Source organism: Fictibacillus sp. EA-CB0309, assembly GCF_055814265.1.
The window spans coordinates 2,425,621-2,446,582 of record NZ_CP169271.1 but is presented as its reverse complement, the minus strand read 5'-3'; the positions used below and the strand labels follow the sequence as shown (position 1 = coordinate 2,446,582).

At 38.7% G+C, this 20,962-nt stretch carries 18 protein-coding genes, 9 pseudogenes and 1 other annotated feature (1 of these 28 cut by a window edge); all 27 genes and pseudogenes read left to right on the top strand.

Going from position 1 to position 20,962, the window contains the following annotated elements:
* Positions 1–101 precede the first annotated feature (101 nt).
* Positions 102–1,567 (top strand): annotated as a pseudogene (locus tag ACEWFH_RS13545) (UDP-N-acetylmuramoyl-L-alanyl-D-glutamate--2,6-diaminopimelate ligase).
* Between the two features lies 1 nt (position 1,568).
* Entirely contained in the window at positions 1,569–1,895 is a 327-nt protein-coding gene (locus ACEWFH_RS13540) for a Mur ligase domain-containing protein (RefSeq protein WP_473727301.1), read from the top strand.
* On the top strand, positions 1,835–2,944 hold the full coding sequence (locus ACEWFH_RS13535; RefSeq protein ID WP_473727300.1) for a UDP-N-acetylmuramoyl-tripeptide--D-alanyl-D-alanine ligase: 1,110 nt from the start codon (positions 1,835–1,837) through the stop codon (positions 2,942–2,944). The genes ACEWFH_RS13540 and ACEWFH_RS13535 overlap by 61 nt, the downstream gene beginning before the upstream one ends.
* Positions 2,941–3,912: pseudogene (mraY, locus tag ACEWFH_RS13530) on the top strand (phospho-N-acetylmuramoyl-pentapeptide-transferase). Before ACEWFH_RS13535 ends, mraY begins: the two are co-directional and overlap by 4 nt.
* Positions 3,913–5,265, top strand: coding sequence for a UDP-N-acetylmuramoyl-L-alanine--D-glutamate ligase (gene murD, locus ACEWFH_RS13525; protein WP_473724415.1), 1,353 nt, complete (start codon positions 3,913–3,915; stop codon positions 5,263–5,265). It begins immediately after the preceding pseudogene.
* A 69-nt stretch (positions 5,266–5,334) separates the two neighbouring features.
* Positions 5,335–6,401, top strand: a pseudogene (gene spoVE, locus ACEWFH_RS13520) (stage V sporulation protein E).
* Positions 6,402–6,565: 164 nt separating this feature from the next.
* Positions 6,566–6,766 carry a hypothetical protein gene (locus tag ACEWFH_RS13515; protein WP_473724414.1) on the top strand — a complete coding sequence of 67 codons (201 nt, stop codon included), beginning with the start codon at positions 6,566–6,568 and terminating at the stop codon, positions 6,764–6,766.
* Between the two features lie 73 nt (positions 6,767–6,839).
* A pseudogene (murB, locus tag ACEWFH_RS13510) lies at positions 6,840–7,749 on the top strand (UDP-N-acetylmuramate dehydrogenase).
* A gap of 231 nt (positions 7,750–7,980) precedes the next feature.
* On the top strand, positions 7,981–8,313 hold the full coding sequence (locus ACEWFH_RS13505) for a cell division protein FtsQ/DivIB (protein WP_473724413.1): 333 nt from the start codon (positions 7,981–7,983) through the stop codon (positions 8,311–8,313).
* Positions 8,314–8,315: 2 nt separating this feature from the next.
* The gene (locus ACEWFH_RS13500) at positions 8,316–8,759 is read left to right on the top strand and encodes a cell division protein FtsQ/DivIB (RefSeq protein ID WP_473727299.1); all 444 of its coding nucleotides are present in this window, start codon (positions 8,316–8,318) and stop codon (positions 8,757–8,759) included.
* A complete protein-coding gene (locus ACEWFH_RS13495; RefSeq protein ID WP_473724412.1) occupies positions 8,746–8,931 on the top strand; it encodes a hypothetical protein in 186 nt (61 codons plus the stop codon). Before ACEWFH_RS13500 ends, ACEWFH_RS13495 begins: the two co-directional genes overlap by 14 nt.
* Before the next feature lie 107 nt (positions 8,932–9,038).
* Positions 9,039–9,440, top strand: a complete 402-nt coding sequence (locus tag ACEWFH_RS13490) for a DUF881 domain-containing protein (RefSeq protein WP_473724411.1) — start codon at positions 9,039–9,041, stop codon at positions 9,438–9,440.
* Between the two features lie 5 nt (positions 9,441–9,445).
* Positions 9,446–10,153 (top strand): DUF881 domain-containing protein, encoded by a 708-nt coding sequence (locus ACEWFH_RS13485; RefSeq protein WP_473724410.1) that lies wholly within the window; start codon positions 9,446–9,448, stop codon positions 10,151–10,153.
* A gap of 1 nt (position 10,154) precedes the next feature.
* Positions 10,155–10,508, top strand: a complete 354-nt coding sequence (locus ACEWFH_RS13480) for a small basic family protein (protein ID WP_066240553.1) — start codon at positions 10,155–10,157, stop codon at positions 10,506–10,508.
* A 144-nt stretch (positions 10,509–10,652) separates the two neighbouring features.
* Complete coding sequence (ftsA, locus tag ACEWFH_RS13475) at positions 10,653–11,936, top strand: cell division protein FtsA (protein ID WP_066240556.1); 1,284 nt, start codon at positions 10,653–10,655, stop codon at positions 11,934–11,936.
* A gap of 32 nt (positions 11,937–11,968) precedes the next feature.
* Positions 11,969–13,156: a cell division protein FtsZ gene (ftsZ, locus tag ACEWFH_RS13470; RefSeq protein ID WP_473724409.1), complete on the top strand. Its 1,188-nt coding sequence runs from the start codon at positions 11,969–11,971 to the stop codon at positions 13,154–13,156.
* Positions 13,157–13,792: 636 nt separating this feature from the next.
* Positions 13,793–13,987, top strand: coding sequence for a hypothetical protein (locus tag ACEWFH_RS13465; protein ID WP_473724408.1), 195 nt, complete (start codon positions 13,793–13,795; stop codon positions 13,985–13,987).
* 112 nt (positions 13,988–14,099) lie between these two features.
* Positions 14,100–15,010: pseudogene (gene spoIIGA, locus ACEWFH_RS13460) on the top strand (sigma-E processing peptidase SpoIIGA).
* Positions 15,011–15,039: 29 nt separating this feature from the next.
* A pseudogene (sigE, locus tag ACEWFH_RS13455) lies at positions 15,040–15,760 on the top strand (RNA polymerase sporulation sigma factor SigE).
* 120 nt (positions 15,761–15,880) lie between these two features.
* On the top strand, positions 15,881–16,663 hold the full coding sequence (sigG, locus tag ACEWFH_RS13450; protein ID WP_066240567.1) for an RNA polymerase sporulation sigma factor SigG: 783 nt from the start codon (positions 15,881–15,883) through the stop codon (positions 16,661–16,663).
* A 90-nt stretch (positions 16,664–16,753) separates the two neighbouring features.
* A complete protein-coding gene (locus tag ACEWFH_RS13445; protein WP_066289211.1) occupies positions 16,754–17,038 on the top strand; it encodes a YlmC/YmxH family sporulation protein in 285 nt (94 codons plus the stop codon).
* Between the two features lie 74 nt (positions 17,039–17,112).
* Positions 17,113–17,904, top strand: a complete 792-nt coding sequence (gene pgeF, locus ACEWFH_RS13440; protein ID WP_473724407.1) for a peptidoglycan editing factor PgeF — start codon at positions 17,113–17,115, stop codon at positions 17,902–17,904.
* Positions 17,905–17,940: 36 nt separating this feature from the next.
* Positions 17,941–18,620: pseudogene (locus tag ACEWFH_RS13435) on the top strand (YggS family pyridoxal phosphate-dependent enzyme).
* A gap of 12 nt (positions 18,621–18,632) precedes the next feature.
* Positions 18,633–19,054 (top strand): annotated as a pseudogene (locus ACEWFH_RS13430) (cell division protein SepF).
* A 25-nt stretch (positions 19,055–19,079) separates the two neighbouring features.
* Positions 19,080–19,355 (top strand): YggT family protein, encoded by a 276-nt coding sequence (locus tag ACEWFH_RS13425; protein WP_394605743.1) that lies wholly within the window; start codon positions 19,080–19,082, stop codon positions 19,353–19,355.
* Positions 19,356–19,364: 9 nt separating this feature from the next.
* Positions 19,365–20,135, top strand: a pseudogene (locus tag ACEWFH_RS13420) (YlmH family RNA-binding protein).
* A 76-nt stretch (positions 20,136–20,211) separates the two neighbouring features.
* Positions 20,212–20,721: a DivIVA domain-containing protein gene (locus tag ACEWFH_RS13415; RefSeq protein ID WP_473724406.1), complete on the top strand. Its 510-nt coding sequence runs from the start codon at positions 20,212–20,214 to the stop codon at positions 20,719–20,721.
* 39 nt (positions 20,722–20,760) lie between these two features.
* Positions 20,761–20,962, top strand: a binding site (T-box leader) (it continues 28 nt past the right edge of the window).

The window sequence follows — 20,962 nt, the reverse complement described above, 5'->3', positions numbered from 1 at the left end:
GAGCATCTGTAATGGAGATCAACTACATCCAAGAGCAACAAGGTCTACGATAATAACCTAAAAGTACTTTTTAAAGATGATTAGAGGAGAGATCAGGATTAATGGAATTAAAAGAATTGCTTACATATTTAGTGAACTATGAAATGGATATTGAAGCCAATCCTGAAATTACCTCCATTGAAATGGATTCCAGGAAAGCTGGGAAAGGCTGTCTTTTTGTATGTATGGAAGGACTTATCTTCGACGGCCATGATTTTGCCCAAACGGTTGCGGCTAATGGTGCAGCGGCCATTTTAGCTGAAAAAGATATTGATGTAAACATTCCAGTGATAAAAGTTAAAAACACAAAAAAGCTCTCGCTGTTTTAGCTGATGCCTTTTATGGCCATCCATCACAAAAGATGCACTTAATCGGTATAACGGGGACAAACGGAAAGACGACAACATCGTATCTAATTGAAAAAGTGTTTAGAGACGCTGGTAAGAGTACTGGAATGATCGGTACGATTGAGATGAGAATAAAAGACCGCAAATTTAAAGTAGCCAATACTACACCTGATTCATTATTTTTGCAGAATGCTTTTCATCAAATGACAGAAGAAAAAGTAGATGTAGCTGTGATGGAAGTTTCTTCACATGCCTTGGACCAAGGAAGAGTATGGGGGTGTGATTTTGATATTGCAGTGTTTACAAACCTGACACAAGATCACTTGGACTACCATAAAAATATGGAAGAATACCAGTTTGCAAAAAGTCTTTTGTTTTCTCAATTGGGGAATACTTATCAAAAGACTGATCGAAAAGTGGCAGTTCTAAACAATGATGATCCTGCTTCCAAAATTTTCGAGAGAGTAACATCAGCACAAGTAATCTCATTTGGAATCGATAATGAGAGTGATATTCGTGCGACAAACATAACAATTGGATCTCAAGGTACGACATTTACTTTGCATACACCGATTGGCTCGAGAGAAGTTACACTTAAACTTATCGGTAAATTTTCTGTGTATAATGTACTTGCAGCTACGACTGCTTGTTTGTTGTCTGGGTTAGATCTTGATCAGATCCTTTCCACTCTTCAGGAGGTAACTGGAGTTTCAGGACGATTTGAGCCAGTCATTGCAGGACAGGATTTTACAGTGATCGTCGATTACTCACATACACCAGATAGCTTGGAGAATGTGTTAAGAACCATTAAAGAATTTGCAAAAGGGAAAATTACTGCTATTGTTGGCTGCGGTGGTGATCGTGATAAAACGAAACGTCCGATAATGGCAGGAATTGCTGCGAATCTAGCTGACAGTGCTATTTTCACAAGTGATAATCCTCGTACTGAAGATCCTCTTCAAATCTTAAAAGATATGGAAGAAGGTGCAGACGAAGGTAATTATGTAACGATTCCAGATCGTAAAAAAGCGATTGAATATGCAGTTGAACGCGCTAAAACAGATGATGTTATTCTAATTGCCGGCAAGGGGCATGAAACATATCAGATCATCGGTAAAGACGTGTTGGAATTCGATGATAGAGTCGTTGCGAAGGAAGCGATTAAGGCGGTGAAAAAATGAAATTAGACATCAAAGAACTGATCACATTAGCAGACCGGTCGACCGGAAAAAAGATAATCTGCTATTAGATGGAGTTTCAAAAGATACAAGACAAAAAAGCAATAATTCTCTATATCTGCCGATAGCGGGAGAGCGTTTTGATGGTCATGACTTCTTGCTGGATGCCATTCAACAAGGCTGTACGGCTACCATCTGGCAAGAAGGAAAAGAACTGCCTGCTGGATTACCAGATGATTTTCCTGTTCTTTACACGACTGACACAGTAGAATTTTTACAGAAGATCTCAAAATTCTATCTAAAAAGATTAACCCAGTTGTCGTTGCTGTAACAGGCAGCAATGGAAAGACAACTACGAAAGATATGATTGAATGTGTGTCTTCTGCAAATTTCAAAACCTATAAGACACAAGGAAACTACAATAATCATATTGGAATGCCTTTAACGATTCTGGCTATGGATGAGACGACTGAAGTATTAATTCTCGAAATGGGTATGAGTGATTATGGTGAAATCTCTCTGTTAAGCAAGATTGCAGAACCAGATGTAGCCGTTATTACAAATATAGGTGAGAGTCACCTTGAACAGCTTGGGAGCCGTGAAGGAATCGCAAAAGCAAAGCTTGAGATCGCAGATGGATTAAAGCAAGGCGGGTTGTTCATCATCGATGGAGACGAACCGCTTCTTTCTCATGTCAAAGGTGAAAATGTACTGCAAGTTGGATTTGGAGATTCATCCACTTTAAAACTTTCCAACATTAAAACGGATGCGAAAGGTGTTTCCTTTACTTTAGAAGAAGGTACAACCGTTTATCGTATTCCGATGCTGGGGCGCCATAATATTAAAAATGCAGCATATGCCATAGCAATTGGGCATTACTTGAATATAGAAGAAAATAAAATTTTAGATGGTCTTGAGAGTCTTAAAGTAACATCGATGAGACTTGAAATGAAAAGCGGCAAGAAGGAAACACTGCTTATTAACGATGCTTACAATGCAAGTCCTACGAGTATGATTGCTGCTTTAGAAACACTCTCTGAATTGAAGGACTACTCTAATAAAGTTGCCGTTCTTGGTGATATGTACGAACTAGGTTCAAATGAGGAAGAAATGCATAGGAAAATTGCAAATCATGTGGACAATTCCATTAACCATGTAATTTGTGTAGGGCAAAAAGGTGCTTGGATTGCAGATGAATTGAAGAAACAGAAGCGAAAAGATCTCGTAGTTGTTCAATGTCTCACAAAAGAAGAAGCAATAAAACCAATCGAAAGTTTGTTATCGAAAGACACTGCTATTCTTTTTAAAGCATCCAGAGGGATGGTACTTGAAACCCTTATATCTACATTTTTAGAAGAAGAACAGGAGTCGAAAAAATGATTGAGCAAGTCTTATTATTTACTTTAGTAGCATCCTTCTTAATCGCGGTATTAAGTTCTCCTTTTTTATCCCGTTTTTAAGAAGATTGAAATTTGGGCAGAGCATTCGTGACGAAGGCCCAAAATCTCATCAAAAGAAGCAAGGAACACCTACAATGGGTGGAATTGTAATTGTACTGGCGCTAGTGGTAGCAACTTATGCGATGACAGCGAAGTTTTTTGCCATTACAGCTGAAACGCACTTGCTTATCCTCGTAACATTAGGATATGGACTCATTGGATTTTTAGATGATTTTATAAAAGTAGTGAAAAAGAGAAACTTAGGATTAACATCCAAACAAAAGCTGATCGGCCAGTTGATCATTGCCGCTCTCTTCTTCTTAGGTTTAAGAGCAATCGATTTCTCAACGGTTATTTCCGTTCCTGGTACTGATTTTTCTTTTGATCTTGGCTGGTTCTATCCGGTTTTAGTTGTTTTTATGCTGATCGGTGCTTCCAATGCAGTTAACCTTACAGATGGATTGGATGGGTTGCTTGCGGGCACAGCTGCCATTGCATTTGGTGCATTTGCAGTACTATCTTCTACCATTCTCCAGTTTGAAGCTGCAATATTCTCTGTAGCGGTAGTAGGTGCTGTACTTGGGTTTTTAGTATTTAATGCCCACCCCGCAAAAGTTTTTATGGGGGATACAGGGTCACTTGCGCTTGGTGGAGCTATAAGTGCTGTGGCGATTTTAACAAAATTAGAGATCTTGCTTGTTATCATTGGGGAGTTTTCGTTATTGAAACACTTTCTGTCATGATTCAAGTTACTTCTTTAAACTAACAGGCAGACGTGTATTTAAGATGAGTCCGCTTCACCACCATTATGAATTATCTGGTTGGAGTGAATGGCGTATCGTTGTAACGTTCTGGCTTGTAGGACTTGTGTTTGCAGCATTAGGAATATATTTAGAGGTGTGGGTTTAGATGAAAAACACTGAATTCTTTAAGGATAAGAATATCTTAATTGTTGGTTTAGCCAAAAGCGGTTTTGCTGCAGCAAAACTGCTTCATTCTTTTGGGGCGCATTTATTTGTGAATGACAAAAGCCCTAGAGAAGGAAATATGGAAGCAGAGAAACTGGAACAGCTTGGTATTGAAGTTGTTTGTGGAGCTCATCCATTAACATTGCTTGATAAAAATCTAGATTTTATTGTGAAGAATCCGGGAATTCCATATCAGAATCCATTGATAGCTGAAGCGGTTAAGCGCAACATTCCAATCTATACAGAAGTGGAAATTGCAGGGCAGATCTCTGAAGCACCTATCATTGCAATAACAGGTTCTAATGGAAAGACAACAACTACAACACTCATTGGTGATATGTTAAAAAATAGCGCAAGAACACCAATTGTAGCAGGAAATATAGGAACTGTATTTTCTCAGGTTGCTGCCGAATCAACACCCGAGGACATTTTAGTAGCGGAACTATCCAGTTTTCAGCTAATGGGAACTGAACGATTCAAACCGGAAATTTCAGTTTTTCTGAATCTTTTTGAAGCACATTTAGATTATCACGGTTCCATAGATGAATATGGAAGAGCGAAAGCGAAGATAGCTGAGAACCAGGATTCGTCTGATTATACGATCTATAATGCTGATGATGAAAAAGTAGCAGCGTTGATGAAGAGCTCTCGCGCCAAGCACATTCCTTTTTCCGTTACGAAGAATTGTACAGAAGGGGCTTACATAAAAGCAGATACTCTTTATTTTCAGGAGCAAAAAGTAATTGAATTAAAAGAGATCGTTCTTCCAGGTAAGCATAATCTTTATAACATTATGGCTGCGGTAGCCGCTTCAATATTAGCAGGTGCTAATATAGAACAGATCCATCAAGTTTTAACTACCTTCCCTGGAGTGAAACACAGACTTCAATATGTTGAGGAAAAAAACGGAAGGCGCTTTTACAATGACTCCAAAGCTACGAATATATTAGCAACAAATGCTGCACTATCAGCATTTCAAAACCCAGTCATATTATTGGCTGGAGGACTTGACAGAGGCAATTCGTTTGACGATCTCATTCCGGCATTAAAAAATGTTAAAGCGATGGTTACATTTGGCCAGACGGCTGAAAAACTAGCTGATGCAGGAAAACAAGCAGGAATAGAAAACATTAAACGTGCTGATAATGTGGAAGAAGCTGTTCCCCTTGCTTACAGCCTTTCTCATGAAGAAGACGTTATATTGTTATCTCCTGCTTGTGCAAGCTGGGATCAATATAAGACTTTTGAACAAAGAGGGGACATGTTTATCAACTCCGTGCATAAACTTAAATAAGGTTTGTACAAATAATAAGAGTTGAGGTGTTTCCCTTTGCCTGCAACGAGATCAACCCCTGATATTATCATGATTGTGGTTACGCTATTATTGTTATCCATTGGAATAATAATGGTTTATAGCGCCAGTGCGGATTTAGGTCTATACAAATTTGATGATGCTTTCTTTTTTGCTAAACGACAGTTATTGTTTGCCGGTGTGGGGATTGCAGCGATGTTTTTTATTATGAACATCAACTATATGACATGGAGAGTCTGGTCTAAGATTCTTTTGATTATTTGTTTCGTGTTGTTGATTGCAGTCCTTATTCCAGGTGTAGGAATGGTGCGTGGTGGTGCAAGAAGCTGGATTGGTGTAGGAGCTTTCTCTATACAACCCTCTGAATTTATGAAACTGGCCATGATTACTTTTTTAGCGAAATATTTATCAGAGCACCAAAAAAAGATCACTTCACTAAAAAGGGTTTGTTTCCTACACTCGGATTAGTGATGGTAGCTTTTGCTATGATCATGCTTCAGCCTGACTTGGGTACAGGGGCTGTTATGGTTGGAACGAGTATTGTCATGGTGTTTGTAGCAGGTGCGCGCATCTCTCATTTTGTAGGTATGGGTTTGATTGGTCTTATAGGACTTGCAGGATTAATCATTTCAGCTCCTTATCGGATTAAAAGGATTACGTCATTCCTTGATCCTTGGAGCGATCCATTAGGCAGCGGCTTTCAGATTATCCAGTCTCTCTATTCACTTGGACCTGGAGGGCTTCTTGGATTAGGATTAGGTCAGAGCAGACAGAAGTTCGGTTATCTGCCGGAACCACAAACCGATTTTATCTTTGCGATACTTTCTGAGGAACTTGGATTTATCGGTGCTGTTTTTGTTTTAATTCTGTTCAGCCTGCTCCTGTGGCGTGGAATTAGAATTGCATTAGGTGCTCCAGATCTATTCGGAAGCTTCTTAGCGATTGGAATCATTGGAATGGTTGCCATTCAAGTCATGATTAACATCGGAGTAGTAACCGGCTTGATGCCAGTTACAGGTATAACATTGCCATTTTTAAGTTACGGAGGATCTTCTCTGACTTTGATGCTTGCTTCAATTGGGGTAATCCTCAATATAAGCCGCTATTCAAGGTATTAATACTTGAGTTTCAATGGAATTTCTCTTATTCTAAACATAGCGATTTAAAGACAATACCCTGTCAATTATGGCAGGGTATCTTCTGTTTCTTTAGTTGTTTTCTAAAAGAATTTTGCTTTCAAAATGTATTAAGCCATCATTGAAAAGTTGATTGGAGCGCAAGGATGCGAGACTCCTGCGGGACAGGCGGGCAGGTGAGACACTTAAAAGTGAAACGTAATGAATGTGGCTCACCGCCTGCCCCGCGGAAAGCGAGCAGCCTGGAGCGGAAATCAACCACTTTCAAGAGCATCCAGTGGTTTTCTTTTAAAAACAAGCAACAAAATCAGCAATTCATTCGAATACTACTTTGTCGATGTTTATGAACATCGAAAACATGGAAAAGATTAACGCATAGCATATAAATAGAATGATGCGTATGAATGTAGGGGTTTTATGATGTATAGCCAATTAGCGGAAACATTAAAAAATGAAGATCTAGGAACAGTACTTGTTAATGAACCATTGAAAAATCATACCACTTTAAAAATTGGTGGACCTGCCGATCTTTATTATGAGCCAAAAGACATTGAAAGTTTGAAAAAAGCCTTAACTCATATTAAAGAAGCAAATGCTCCGATTCGTGCCATAGGAAGAGGATCGAACCTTCTAGTAGCCGACGGAGGCATTGAAGGTGTTGTTATCAAAGTGGGGAGGGGCTTAACCACCTTGAAAAAAATGATAATAAGATAAGAGTTGGCGGAGGATACTCCCTAATTACTCTTGCGACTTTAATGTCTCGTGAAGCATTTACTGGGCTTGAGTTCGCAGCAGGTATCCCAGGATCACTTGGCGGTGCCGTATTTATGAATGCAGGTGCACACGGATCAGATATGTCAAAGATCGTTGAAAAAGCTTTGATCCTATTTCCGGATGGTGAATTAAAATGGCTTTCAAACGAGGAGCTACGTTTTTCTTACCGTACATCCATACTTCAAGAAACGGGCGGAATCTGTGTTGAGGCAGTACTCATCTTAGAAAAAGGTGAAAAAGAAACCATTATGGCAGAGCTTAAAAAAATAAGGAATACAGAAAAAACACTCAGCCATGGAACTTCCCATGCTGCGGAAGTGTGTTCCGTAATCCATTGCCTAACTATGCGGGTCAGTTAATTGAAACATCAGGTCTCAAAGGAACACAGATTGGCGGAGCTCAAGTATCTGAAATGCATGCAAATTTCATCGTAAATACTGGAGATGCCAAAGCAAAAGACGTATTGGACCTTATTAGCTTTATTCAAAAAACAATAAAAGAAAAGCACGGCGTTGAACTTGAAACAGAAGTTGAAATTATCGGCCGAAATGATTAACAAAAAATTGGATAAATAGTGCTGAATTGGGACTTATCCGTGCTATAATACAGAGAACAAGAAAAAATTAACTTTTGACGTTTCTAAACGAACTATTTATTTCGTTTTCTTCTGATAGTTGGACTGTAATCAGTACCTTTAATGAAGACTTGGCGTCTGACTGCCAAGTTCTTTTATTTCTGTCACCAGTTAATGGTTTCTTGTACTATATTTATAAATCGGAGGAAGAGGATGGACAAGGTAAAGGTTGTCAAAATTGAGGACCGAATTCCGAAGCTGAAAGAACACCGTAAACAAAAAGCAAATCGCCGTCTTATTTTTTACTTGTCCTTTTTCTTCCTGTTATTGATGATCGTTGTTTATTTTCAATCTGATCTAAGTCATGTGAAAAAAATTACGGTCTCAGGCAACTATTTTGTTACCGATAATGAAATTCTGGAAAAAAGTAGAGTCTCTACAAAAACAAAATATTTAAATGTTTCAGAAGACGACATTGCAGAGAGATTAGAAAGCATCACAGAAATCAGTTCCGTATCTATTGAAAAAAGTTTTTTAACCAAGTAGTAATCAAGGTTAGCGAATTTCAGCGTGTCGGTTATTTCAGAAAAGAAAATACATATTATCCGATGCTTCAGAACGGTAAAATGTTAGAGCCTCTTACAAAGAATGAGAGACCTGTAAACGCACCGGTTATCGTGAGCTGGGAAGATCCTGATCAGCTTGAAACGATGGCTCAGGAACTTCAAAAACTGCCTGAGGGAATCATTCATCGGATATCTGAAATAACGCATACACCCGCTTCAAATAATTCAAATCAGCTAACATTGTTTATGACAGATGGGAACAAAGTTGTTACTTCGATCTCGAAGTTCTCAGAAAGGCTTTCTGCTTATCCTTCTCTAGTGGATGAACTGAAGCCAGATGAAAAAGGTACGTTTTATTTAGGAATCAGCACACGCTTTGAAAGATACAACCGAGCAGTTACGGAGGAAAGTAATGAGCAAAATTAATGGGAAGCATCTTTTTCTGTCTTTAATCCTTCTCGTTACCGGGTTCATTTTATCCTTCTCCTATCAAAGAGCACAGATTGAAAAGCACGATGCAGTTCAAAACAATGAATGGAAAAAAGAAGATTCATTGCGCAGCCAGATTCTTAGTCTTCAAAAACAAATCGTGGATTAGCAGGTGAGCTTAAAGGCCTGCAGCAGGATGTTCAGAAGAAAGAAAGCAAGCTGGCTGATCAAGAAGAGATATCTTCTAAACTAGTTGAAGATTTAAAAGAGCTCAGAATGGTAGTTGGAAATGTAAAAGTGAAAGGGGAGGGAGTGGAGGTTACTCTTCAAGACTCCTCTTATATCCCGGAAGGGGCGAACCCTAACGATTATATCGTCCATGAAGAACATATCAGGAGTGTTATTGATGAACTTCACGTATCAGGTGCAGAAGCGATTGCGATAAACGGTCAGAGAATTTCTCATGATACCTATATTGCATGTATCGGACCTGTTGTATCTGTAGATGGAAATCAATATCCTGCACCATTTGTCATTACCGCTATTGGTAATTCTTCCACATTGGAAAAATCTTTAAATCTCTATTTAGTTGATAAAATAGTCAATGATGGTGTAGAAGTAAGGGTAGAACAAGAGAGCGCGATCGAGATGGAGCCATTTATTACAGAAGAGGGATGAGTTAGTTGAAAGAAAGACAATTCATGTTTGCAACAATTGCCCTCATAATAGGCGGAATGCTGGCGATCCAATTTGAGACCACAAATAACCCTATCGTTCGAGACACTAGAGATCTATGGGAATTAAGAGCTGATTTGGAAAAAGAAAAACAGCGTCAGCAGGAGCTTAATGAGGAGTTTGAACGGTATAGTGAACTTTTAAATCAGTATCAAGGTGATGGTAAAGGTGAAAAAATCCAAGCAATGGAAAAAGCATTGTCAGATTTAAAAAAACAGGCTGGATTAACGACAGTTAGCGGACAAGGAATCGTAATGACGATCGAACCTTTTAATGACGAGCTAATTGGAGTAGATCGCCCTCTGCCGAAGATTGATCCTGATATGCTTAGAAGACTTGTTAATGAGTTAAACAGATATGATGCGAAGGAAATCAGTATAGATGGCCAGCGTATCGTATCGAAAACACCGATCCGGGAAGTAAATGGCAACATTTACATAAACAATGAGCCTGTTTCTTCGTTTCCAATTGAAATCAGAGTGCTGGCAAAAGACAATGAAAAACTTCATCAGAAGATCATTGCATCACCTGCTGTAGAAGAGTTTATACGAGAAAATTTCCTTGTAGAATCATCTCCAGCAGCAAAAGTAATTCTGCCAGCTTTTGATAAAAGTATGAAAGTGAAGTTTATGAAACCGGCAAAGGAGGAAACTTAAGATGTGGTTACCGGTACTTGGACTATTGTTAGGCCTGTTATTGGGTTTCATGTCTGATATCCGGGTCCCTCCTGAATACTCAAATTATTTATCAATAGCTGTTTTGGCTGCATTAGATACCCTATTTGGCGGTATACGTGCACACCTGCAAGGCAGTTTTGAAGATAAAGTGTTCATTACAGGTTTTTTCTTTAATATTTTACTGGCTGCCGGGCTCGCTTACTTAGGAGTACACCTAGGTATTGACCTGTATTTAGCCGCAATTTTTGCGTTTGGTGTAAGGTTGTTTAATAATATTGCTGTTATCAGGCGATTAATTATTTCAAAATGGTCAGATTCACGCAAAAAGGCCTAAAAAATTTGAAAAAACGGTAAAAAAAAGAGGGATAACCCGTTGTTTGTGGAATTTATTCCATAATTAAGCGAAAATCAAGGAATTTCGTTCATCTTTTATAGATGAAGAAGATTTAATGGATGAAAGGTTAGGAGGTGCCACAGAATGAACAGCAATGAAATTTATGTAAGTTTAGACATCGGTACATCCAATATTAAGGTAATCATTGGAGAAATGACCAGTGAATCCTTTAATGTTATTGGTGTTGGCCATGCAAAATCAGCTGGGATCAGAAAAGGTTCCATTGTAGATATTGATGAAACTGTTCGTTCCATAAGAAAGGCCGTTGAGCAGGCAGAAAGAATGTTAGGTATTCCGATCAATGCAGTTATAGTAGGTGTGAAAGGAAACCATATACAACTTCAGCCTTGTCATGGCGTAGTAGCAGTATCAAGAGAAGATCGTGAAATCGGTGATGATGATATTGCTAGAGTAATAGAGGCAGCTCAAGTTATGTCAGTGCCTCCAGAGCGAGAAATTATAGATGTGATTCCTCGACAGTTCATAGTTGATGGAACAGATGAGATTATTGATCCGCGAGGCATGCTAGGTGTGCGCCTTGAGATGGAAGGAACGGTTATTACTGGTTCCAAAACAATCTTACATAATTTATTACGTTGCGTAGAGCGAGCAGGACTTACAGTGGCGGATATTTGTTTAGAGCCATTGGCTACATCTTCTATTGCACTTTCACGAGATGAGATGGAACTTGGAGTGGCATTGATTGATATTGGCGGTGGTTCAACAACGCTTTCCGTTTTTGACCAAGGCACAATGCAGCTTACATCTGTTCTTCCAATCGGCGGAGACTTTATAACAAAAGATATATCTATTGGTTTAAGGACATCTGCTGAGGATGCAGAGAAAATCAAATTGAAACATGGACATTCATTCGTGGATTATGCTTCAAAAGATGAAACATTTACCGTTTCACAAATTGGATCTTCACAAGATCAGGAAATCTCTCAATATGAACTCTCTTTAATTATTGAGGCCCGCATGGCTGAAATTTTTGAGATGATTGACGATGAATTGCATCAGCGTGGATATTCCGAATTGCCAGGCGGTTTTGTTATAACAGGTGGAGTTGCTGCCATTCCTGGAGTACTGGAACTCGCTCAAGATATCTTCCAGCAGAATGTAAGAGTTTCATTGCCGGATTATATCGGAGTTAGAGAACCAAAATTTACAGCTGGAGTTGGATTGATTCAATTCACTCACAAAAATATTAAAGTACAAGGTAAAGAAGTTGCTTCTGCGTTAGCTGAAAACGCTGGAGAACCTTTACCAAAGAAGAAACAACAATCCAGCCAAAAGCCGGCTCAAGAAAAACAGCCCGGTGGCATGAAATCAAAAGTCAAAGACTGGTTTGGTTTATTTTTCGAATAACATTAAGGAACTAGTCATTAGGAGGAACGCTCATGTTAGAGTTTGATATGAATATGGATCAATTGGCGACAATTAAAGTAATCGGTGTTGGCGGCGGCGGAAGCAACGCGGTTAACAGAATGATTGAGCATGGTGTACAAGGTGTAGAGTTTATTTGTGTGAACACAGATGCACAAGCACTAAATCTTTCAAAAGCACCAGTAAAAATGCAAATCGGAACTAAACTAACTAGAGGATTAGGGGCAGGCGCAAATCCTGATATCGGAAAGAAAGCTGCAGAAGAAAGCCGTGAGCAGATTGAAGAAGCACTTAGCGGTGCTGACATGGTTTTCGTAACTGCTGGAATGGGCGGCGGTACTGGAACAGGTGCAGCTCCTGTAGTAGCTGAGATCGCTAAAGATCTTGGAGCTCTTACTGTTGGTGTTGTAACAAGACCGTTCACGTTTGAAGGACGTAAGCGTTCTACACAAGCTGTTGGCGGAATCTCTGTTTTGAAAGAAAAAGTAGATACTCTAATCGTTATTCCAAATGATCGTTTGCTTGAGATCGTGGACAAGAATACACCGATGTTAGAAGCGTTCCGCGAAGCAGATAACGTTCTTCGCCAAGGTGTACAAGGTATCTCTGATTTGATCGCTGTACCAGGATTGATTAACCTTGACTTTGCAGACGTAAAAACGATCATGACTGAACGTGGATCTGCACTTATGGGTATTGGTGTAGGCACAGGTGAAAACCGTGCCGCTGAAGCAGCGAAAAAAGCCATTTCATCTCCACTTCTTGAAACTTCAATTGATGGAGCAAAAGGAGTATTGATGAATATTACTGGCGGAGCTAACTTGAGTCTTTATGAAGTTAACGAAGCAGCTGATATTGTTTCTTCCGCATCAGACCCTGAAGTTAACATGATCTTCGGTTCCGTAATCAACGAAGAGCTAAAAGATGAAATTTTAGTTACGGTTATCGCGACTGGATTTGATGAAACTGAAAAAATGGTGAACAATCAACAGAGAGCTGAGCGTCCAAGAATGCAGCAGTCTCCTGCATCTAGCCAATCTCATTCTTCACAAAGCCAATCACAGCCTCAGAGCCAATCTCAAGGGCAGTCACGTGAAGAAAGCCAGTCTGAATCAAGAAGTACTTCTTATTCAAACGCTGATTCAGATACGCTGGATATCCCAACATTCCTGCGTAACCGCAGTCGTAACAGAAGAAGATAAATACAAAAGTAAAAGCATGTTCTCAATAAAACGAGAGCATGCTTTTTTTGTTTTGTCTTTTTTAAAATGTTCTTCTCAAAAAACGTGTTATTTCATTCGTTTTATCTCTTCATTACCTTTATTGATAAGTTGATTGGAGTGCAAGATGTGAGACTATGGAAAGCAATAGTAAGGTTGCAAAATACGAAGGTGGCTAGGTCAGTGCTGACACACATTATAAGGTTACTTCGACCAATATCTTTATCATCGTTATGTTTTACGAGGGTAGCACGTTTCGCTCAGTAATTCGGTTTTTTAAGTTTTACGGTACGTGTTCTTTTATCTGTTACACGTTCGCTCAAACTCAGTTGTGTTTCGCTCCAAACATCCTTAATTTCGCGCGGTGTACCCTTTTTTCGCTCCAACTGAACTGAGTTTCGCGCAGTGGGCACCTCGTTTCGCCCCAACACTTAAAATTTACAGACTTCAACCCTCGTTCTTATATAAAAAAGCTGTCTCATTTTAAAAAGAATGAAAAATCGGCTCATTGAAACAAGATCGGGTCATTTTCAAAGTATTTAATAGAATTTTTTCTAGAAGTTTATGGTTTATAATATTTTTTCATTTTCTTCTTTGCACAGTTGATTGAAGTGGAAGGTGCGAGACTCCTGCGGGACAGGCGGGCGGGTGAGACACTTAAGAGTGAAACGTACGAATGTGGCTCACCGCCTGCCCCGCGGAAAGCGAGCAGCCTGGAACGGAAATCATTCACTTCCAAAAGCAACAAAGTATGCGAAAACAATCTTAAATTTTGTCATATTCTTGTCCGAAAAGCGTATATCTAACATATAAGTTTTTTTGACAAAAAAAGAGAAAATAAGAACAATACTTCTCTCATAAACTGACAGACTTTCAAACAACCTATACGTTATACTAATTTCAAAATTAAGAAAGGAGAAAACCAATGACCCTTTATTTGGACGTCATTTGGTTTCTTAATTTCTGCATTGATTATGTTTTGATCTCTCTAACAGCGTATGTGCTTAAGCGCAATGCATCGAAAACAAGAATCCTTCTTGCTTCACTATTAGCATCTTGTTATGTGTTTTTAGTGATCTACCCGGAACTTATGTTATTTTCACAACCTGTCTTAAAGTTTTTTTCTCAATTGTGATTATGATTGTGGCGTTCGGCTTTAAGCGATTCAAATTTGTATTGAAGAATATTGCCATGTTTTATTTTGTTTCCTTTGTAACAGGCGGTGGAATTTTTGCTCTTCATTACTTTATGCAAAGTGATGCCGTGATTATGAATGGAGTTATAACGACAAAAAGTTCAGGTATGGGTGATCCGATAAGCTGGATGTTTGTTGCTGCAGGTGTACCTGCTCTTATGTTTTTCTCTAAGAGAAGAGTGGATGACATTACTGTGGAAAAAATGGATTCCAACAGTCTTGTCTCTGTAAAAATCTCAATCGGAGAAGTCATTATTTCTGCAAATGGACTTATTGATACTGGTAATAAATTATATGATCCTATCTCTAAAATGCCTGTAATGATTCTGGATATGAACATTCATGGGGATTCATTTCCAGAAGTGATTCGAACCGCTGCTAAGGATGTCCTCTCAATGGACACCGGTGAAAATGAGCACCCATGGCTGAACAGACTTAGACTCGTACCATATCGTGCAGTGGGACATCAGCAATTTTTAGCTTGTTTAAAACCTGATCACATTGAAATTGAGAAAGATGGAACGTCGGTTGTTACTCCGCAAAGTTTAATTGGATTAAGCTGGACTGTATTATCAAGTGAAGGTCAATTTGATGCGATTGTGCACCCGAAGATGTATCTGCAACATGTACAAGCGTCTTAGTATGAAGATAAGGTGAAAGGGGAGTTATTATGTTCAATAAGTGGCGTCTTAAATTAACGATGTATTGGTATAAGTTATTATTTAAACTTGGACTCAAGTCTGATGAGATCTATTATATCGGTGGTAATGAAGCATTGCCACCGCCGTTAAGTAAAGAAGAAGAAGCAATTCTACTAGAAAAACTGCCCTCTGGTGACCAAGCAGCTAAATCACTTTTAATTGAACGAAACCTTCGCCTTGTTGTTTACATCGCACGCAAATTTGAGAATACAGGAATAAATATAGAAGATTTGATCAGTATTGGAACAATCGGTCTTATTAAAGCGGTGAATACGTTTAATCCAGAAAAAAGATCAAACTTGCCACATATGCCTCCAGATGCATAGAGAATGAAATATTGATGTACTTGCGCCGCAATAACAAAACGCGTTCTGAAGTATCCTTTGACGAACCATTAAATGTGGATTGGGATGGAAATGAACTTTTACTTTCGGATGTTTTAGGAACAGAAGACGATATCATTACTCGTCGAATCGAGGCAAATGTAGATCGAAAGTTATTATTAAAAGCACTGTTTACGCTCAATGACCGAGAGAAACAGATCATGGAACTGCGGTTTGGTTTATCTGGCGGCGAAGAAAAAACACAAAAAGATGTAGCAGACATGCTGGGGATATCTCAATCCTATATTTCCAGACTCGAAAAAGAATTATTAAAAGGCTTCAAAAAGAATTTAATAAGATGGTTTAGACATTATTCTATATAGGATGTTGAATCATTAACTAATTTAATCAAAATTTACAATTGCATAAATTTCCCTCCGTTCGGTGATACTTAATTTGAAATTAGCTCCCGGCAGGAGGAAAAGACTTGACAAGAAATAAAGTTGAGATTTGCGGAGTTGACACATCAAAGCTTCCTGTTTTAAAAAATCCAGAGATGCGCATTCTTTTTGATAAGATGCATAAGGGAGATCCTGATGCACGCGAGACTTTGGTTAACGGAAACCTCAGACTTGTTCTGAGTGTAATTCAGCGATTCAACAACCGCGGTGAGCATGTTGATGATTTATTTCAAGTTGGTTGTATTGGACTTATGAAGTCTATCGACAATTTTGATCTAGGTCAGAATGTTAAGTTTTCTACCTATGCAGTGCCAATGATTATCGGTGAAATTCGCCGATATCTTAGAGACAATAACCCGATTCGAGTTTCAAGAAGCTTAAGGGATATCGCTTATAAAGCACTGCAAGTTCGTGACCAGCTTATGAACAAATTATCTCGGGAGCCAACAGCACAACAAATTGCAGAAGCACTTGATGTTCCAAAAGAAGAAGTAGTGTTTGCTCTTGATGCAATCCAGGATCCGGTTTCGCTTTTTGAACCGATCTATAACGATGGTGGAGATCCGATATTTGTAATGGACCAAATAAGTGATGATAAGGCTAAGGATATGCAATGGATCGAAGAAATCGCGTTAAAAGAAGGAATGCGGCGTTTGAACGACAGAGAAAAAATGATTTTGACCATGAGGTTCTTTCAAGGTAAAACACAAATGGAAGTAGCCGATGAGATCGGAATTTCGCAAGCACAAGTTTCAAGGCTAGAAAAAGCAGCAATCTCACAAATGAATAAAAATATTCAAAGTAGCTAAAACCCGTTTTATGCGGGTTTTTATTTTTGGCCATAAACATGAAACAGCTTTGTCCTTCATATAATGGAAAAGAAAGGCGGGGATCAAAGGATGAATAAAATATCAGACTTTCAAGTGAAGGATGTCGTTAACGTAGCAAACGGAAAAAAGCTCGGTCATATAGCAGATCTTGAGATCAATTTAAATACAGGAAAGATAGATGCGATCATCATCCCAGGAGCGGGCAAGATGCTTGGTTTTTTTGCAAGAGAAAATGATATTGTGATACCATGGCGCAACATTGTAAAAATCGGGGCGGATGTTATACTGGTCAGACATATGGAAGCAAGCGAATTAAATGAATATGTAAAAGAACCGTTTGATCAATTGAAATAAACGGTTCTTTTTTTCTTTCTCATTAGAAAATGTGTTAAAATAAAGATAAAACTTTCCAGGAGGAGTCCTTACATATGAACACATTTAAACAATCTGGAAAGCACCTTAAATTACTTAAATGGCAGGAACAAAATCCTAAAATGGTTGCAGGTTTTACAACGCGTGAAGGCGGGAATAGTTTAGAGCCCTTTCACTCCATGAACATGGGTTTTCATGTAAACGATGATCCTGACATGGTTCGAAAAAATCGAAAAGAGTTCGCAGAGTCAATTGGGTTCCCTGTGGAAAACTGGGTGGGCTCAAAACAAGTTCATGGTGCTAACATCGTTAAGGTATCTAAGAACGAACGTGGCATAGGCTCATTAGATTTTGAAACGGCTGTCCCAGACACTGATGCCTTGTACACGTCAGATGAAGATATCCTTTTAACCTCTCTATATGCTGATTGTGTACCACTATACTTTTATGCGCCCAATGAACAGTTAATCGGTCTTGCGCATGCTGGCTGGAAGGGAACAGTCGCAAATATCGGGCCAAAAATGGTTAAGACGTGGTGCGAAAAAGAGAATGTAGATGTTAAGACCATTCAGGCTGCAATAGGCCCATCTATCGGTGACTGCTGTTATGAAGTGGATGAAAGAGTAATAAATGAAGTGAAATCAGCATTGGATGGTGTGGATGATTGTACCGTCTTTAAGAAAAATGAATACGGAAAATATCAACTAAACTTAAAAAGACTAAATGAAAAGTTACTCCTACATGCCGGAGTACCTCAAGAAAACATAATCATTTCAGATCAGTGTACGAGTTGTGAGAATGGTATCTTTTTTCACACCGTAAAGACAAAGGCAAAACTGGAAGAATGATGAGTTATATAGGCAAGAAAGGAGATTAATCTGGATTTGGGAATCGTTGAAAACAGAGATCATATTATGAAAGAAATTCAAACTGCCTGCGAGAAAAAAACAGATCTCCAAAGGGCGTTAATTTAATAGCGGTTACGAAATATGTGAGTAACGAAACAACGAAAGAGGCTGTATTAGCAGGTGTTGAACATATTGGAGAAAATAGAGTCGAAGGACTTCTAAGCAAAAAAGAATTCCTTCATGACTTATCTGTTAAATGGCACTTTATTGGATCGCTGCAAACAAGAAAAGTAAAAGATATTATTGAACATGTGGATTACATTCACTCTTTAGATCGATTAAGTTTAGCGAGTGAGATTCAAAAACGAGCAGGAAAGACCATTTCATGCTTTGTACAAGTAAATGTAGCTGAAGAAGACTCTAAACATGGTCTTGCAGTAAAAGATGTGCTTCCTTTTGTCGATAAACTAAAAGACTACGATCGTATTAAAGTTGCTGGTCTCATGACCATGGCCCCTTTTACGAATGATGAACCTTTAATTAGAAACGTGTTTTCAACATTGAAGCAGCTTCAATTGGAGATACAGGAAAAAGAAATGCCGCACGCTCCCTGCAAAGAGCTATCAATGGGTATGTCAAACGATTATGTAATTGCCGTTGAAGAAGGAGCAACCTTTATTCGAATTGGGACGAACTTAGTAGGAAAAGAATTTTAGGAGGTGGAATAGATGGGAATTAAAACGAAATTCAAGCGCTTTTTTGATCTTGAGGACGATTATGAGTATGAAAACGAGTACGAAGATGATTCAGTAGCTGAAGAAGAAGAGATTACACCTTCTCATACGAAAAAGGGAAACCGAACGTTGTAAGCCTTCAAAGCATTCAGCAACAGGTTAAAGTTGTGTTAGTAGAGCCTCGCGTTTATGCGGAAGCTCAAGATATCGCTGATCAATTAAAAAATCGAAGAGCGGTTGTTATGAATTTGCAAAGAATTCCGCATGATCAAGCAAAACGCATCGTAGACTTTTTATCAGGAACTGTTTATGCAATCGGTGGAGATATTCAAAAGCTAGGGCCAAACACATTTTTGTGCACACCTGAAAATGTGGATGTATCCGGTACGATTTCAGAAATGATGGACGAAGATTAAATCAGGCAGGTGACGATTATTGAATATGATTTATGCAATTGAAGATGTAGTACTAACACTTATCCAAATCTACTATTACATGATAATAGGTTACATACTTTTATCCTGGTTTCCAAATGCTCGTGAGTCATCGATCGGCCAAGTTATTGCAAGACTTGTAGAGCCATATTTATCTCCATTCCGAAAGATTATTCCGCCACTTGGCATGATCGATCTTTCACCAATCGTAGCTCTAATGGCGTTGCACTTTGCTCGTTTCGGAGTAAGTGCGATCGCAGACATGATCGCTCGTTCGCTATAAGGTTACCGTATGAGTATTTACCAGCATTTTAGACCTGAAGAACATGAGTTTATTGACCGTGTATTAAATTGGAAATCAGAAGTGGCTGAGCGGTATAGCCCGAAACTGACTGATTTTCTTGATCCTCGTGAACAAGAAATCATTAAGACGATCGTTGGCAGTGATACAGATGTACGCCTCTCTTTATGGGGAGGCTCTTCTTTTTCTGAACGAAAACGAGCGTTTTTGTATCCTGATTATTTGGAATCTAAAAACGAAGACTTTCAAATCGTTTCTTATGATATTCACTACCCCGCAAAGTTTTCTACCATTGAACATAGAGACGTATTAGGTGCGTTAATGAACATCGGTGTAAAACGGGGAAATATGGAGATATTTTAATTTCTGGGGAAAACGTTCAATTTATATGTGCTACTGAGATTGCAGGATTCATTGAACTGAATTTAACGAAAATAGGGAAAACCAGTGTTAAGTTACTTCCTATTGAAGAAAGCCAGTTAATTGAATCGAAAACTGAATATGACGAAAGAAACGGTACGGTATCATCACTTCGTCTTGACGTCATTGTTGCTGAAATATATAACTTGTCACGTGCAAAGCATCTCCATTAATTCAGCAAGGACGCGTAAAATTGAACCATAAAGTTACGGATCAAGTGGCAGCTGAAGTAATGGAGGGAGACGAGCTTTCAGTAAGAGGGTTTGGCAGAAGCAAGCTGATTGCAATAGAAGGAACGACCAAAAAGAAAAATGGCGTATCCGTTACGGGTTATTAAAATAATTTCCTTCTAAAGAAGGAATGTAAGAAAATTTGTCGAAATTAGGTAAAAAATAATGCATCTATGGAGGTGGCCGTTGTGCCTTTAACACCATTGGATATACACAACAAGGAATTCACAAGAGGTTTCAGAGGGTATAGTGAAGATGAGGTTAATGACTTTTTAGATCAAGTCATTAAAGATTATGAAGCAGTGATTCGTGAAAAGAAAGAATTAGAGGAAACGGTTGCAAACCTTGAAGAAAAAATCTCTTATTTTAAAAATATTGAGGAAACACTAAATAAGTCGATTCTAATTGCTCAAGAAACGGGCGAAGAAGTAAAAAGGACAGCGTCAAAAGAAGCGCGCTTAATTGTTAAAGAAGCCGAAAAGAACGCTGACAGAATCATTAATGAATCACTATCTAAATCCAGGAAGATCTCAATGGAGATTGATGAACTGAAAAAACAGTCATCCGTTTATCGCACGCGATTCAGAATGCTGATTGAAGCACAGCTTGAGATGCTAAAGAATGATGACTGGGATTCTTTAAATGCTCCTGAAAATCTTGAAGGCTACGAACTTCAGGAAGTAAAGACGGAAGCTTGACATTCATTTAAAAAATCGCATATACTTTTCTAAGATTAATATGTGACGAAGACGGGGACAGTAAAATACTTTCTTTCTATTTAAGCGAACTGGGAAATGGTGCGAGCCTGGTATAGTGAGGTATTTGAAGATCACCCCTGAGTTCTTGGACTGAAATATTTGCAGTAAGTTCAGGCGCCTCATCCACGCTACGGATGACTAAGCGGGTTTTGTGATTTTTTCATAAACCTATTAGGGTGGT

Excerpts from the sequence above, each read along its gene's own strand:
- murD (WP_473724415.1), top strand. The coding sequence starts at position 3,913 with ATGAAAAACACTGAATTCTTTAAGGATAAGAATATCTTAATTGTTGGT.
- ACEWFH_RS13515 (WP_473724414.1), top strand. The coding sequence starts at position 6,566 with ATGCGAGACTCCTGCGGGACAGGCGGGCAGGTGAGACACTTAAAAGTG.
- ACEWFH_RS13505 (WP_473724413.1), top strand. The coding sequence starts at position 7,981 with ATGGACAAGGTAAAGGTTGTCAAAATTGAGGACCGAATTCCGAAGCTG.
- ACEWFH_RS13495 (WP_473724412.1), top strand. The coding sequence starts at position 8,746 with ATGAGCAAAATTAATGGGAAGCATCTTTTTCTGTCTTTAATCCTTCTC.
- ACEWFH_RS13490 (WP_473724411.1), top strand. The coding sequence starts at position 9,039 with ATGGTAGTTGGAAATGTAAAAGTGAAAGGGGAGGGAGTGGAGGTTACT.
- ACEWFH_RS13480 (WP_066240553.1), top strand. The coding sequence starts at position 10,155 with ATGTGGTTACCGGTACTTGGACTATTGTTAGGCCTGTTATTGGGTTTC.
- ftsA (WP_066240556.1), top strand. The coding sequence starts at position 10,653 with ATGAACAGCAATGAAATTTATGTAAGTTTAGACATCGGTACATCCAAT.
- ftsZ (WP_473724409.1), top strand. The coding sequence starts at position 11,969 with ATGTTAGAGTTTGATATGAATATGGATCAATTGGCGACAATTAAAGTA.
- ACEWFH_RS13445 (WP_066289211.1), top strand. The coding sequence starts at position 16,754 with ATGAATAAAATATCAGACTTTCAAGTGAAGGATGTCGTTAACGTAGCA.
- pgeF (WP_473724407.1), top strand. The coding sequence starts at position 17,113 with ATGAACACATTTAAACAATCTGGAAAGCACCTTAAATTACTTAAATGG.
- ACEWFH_RS13425 (WP_394605743.1), top strand. The coding sequence starts at position 19,080 with ATGATTTATGCAATTGAAGATGTAGTACTAACACTTATCCAAATCTAC.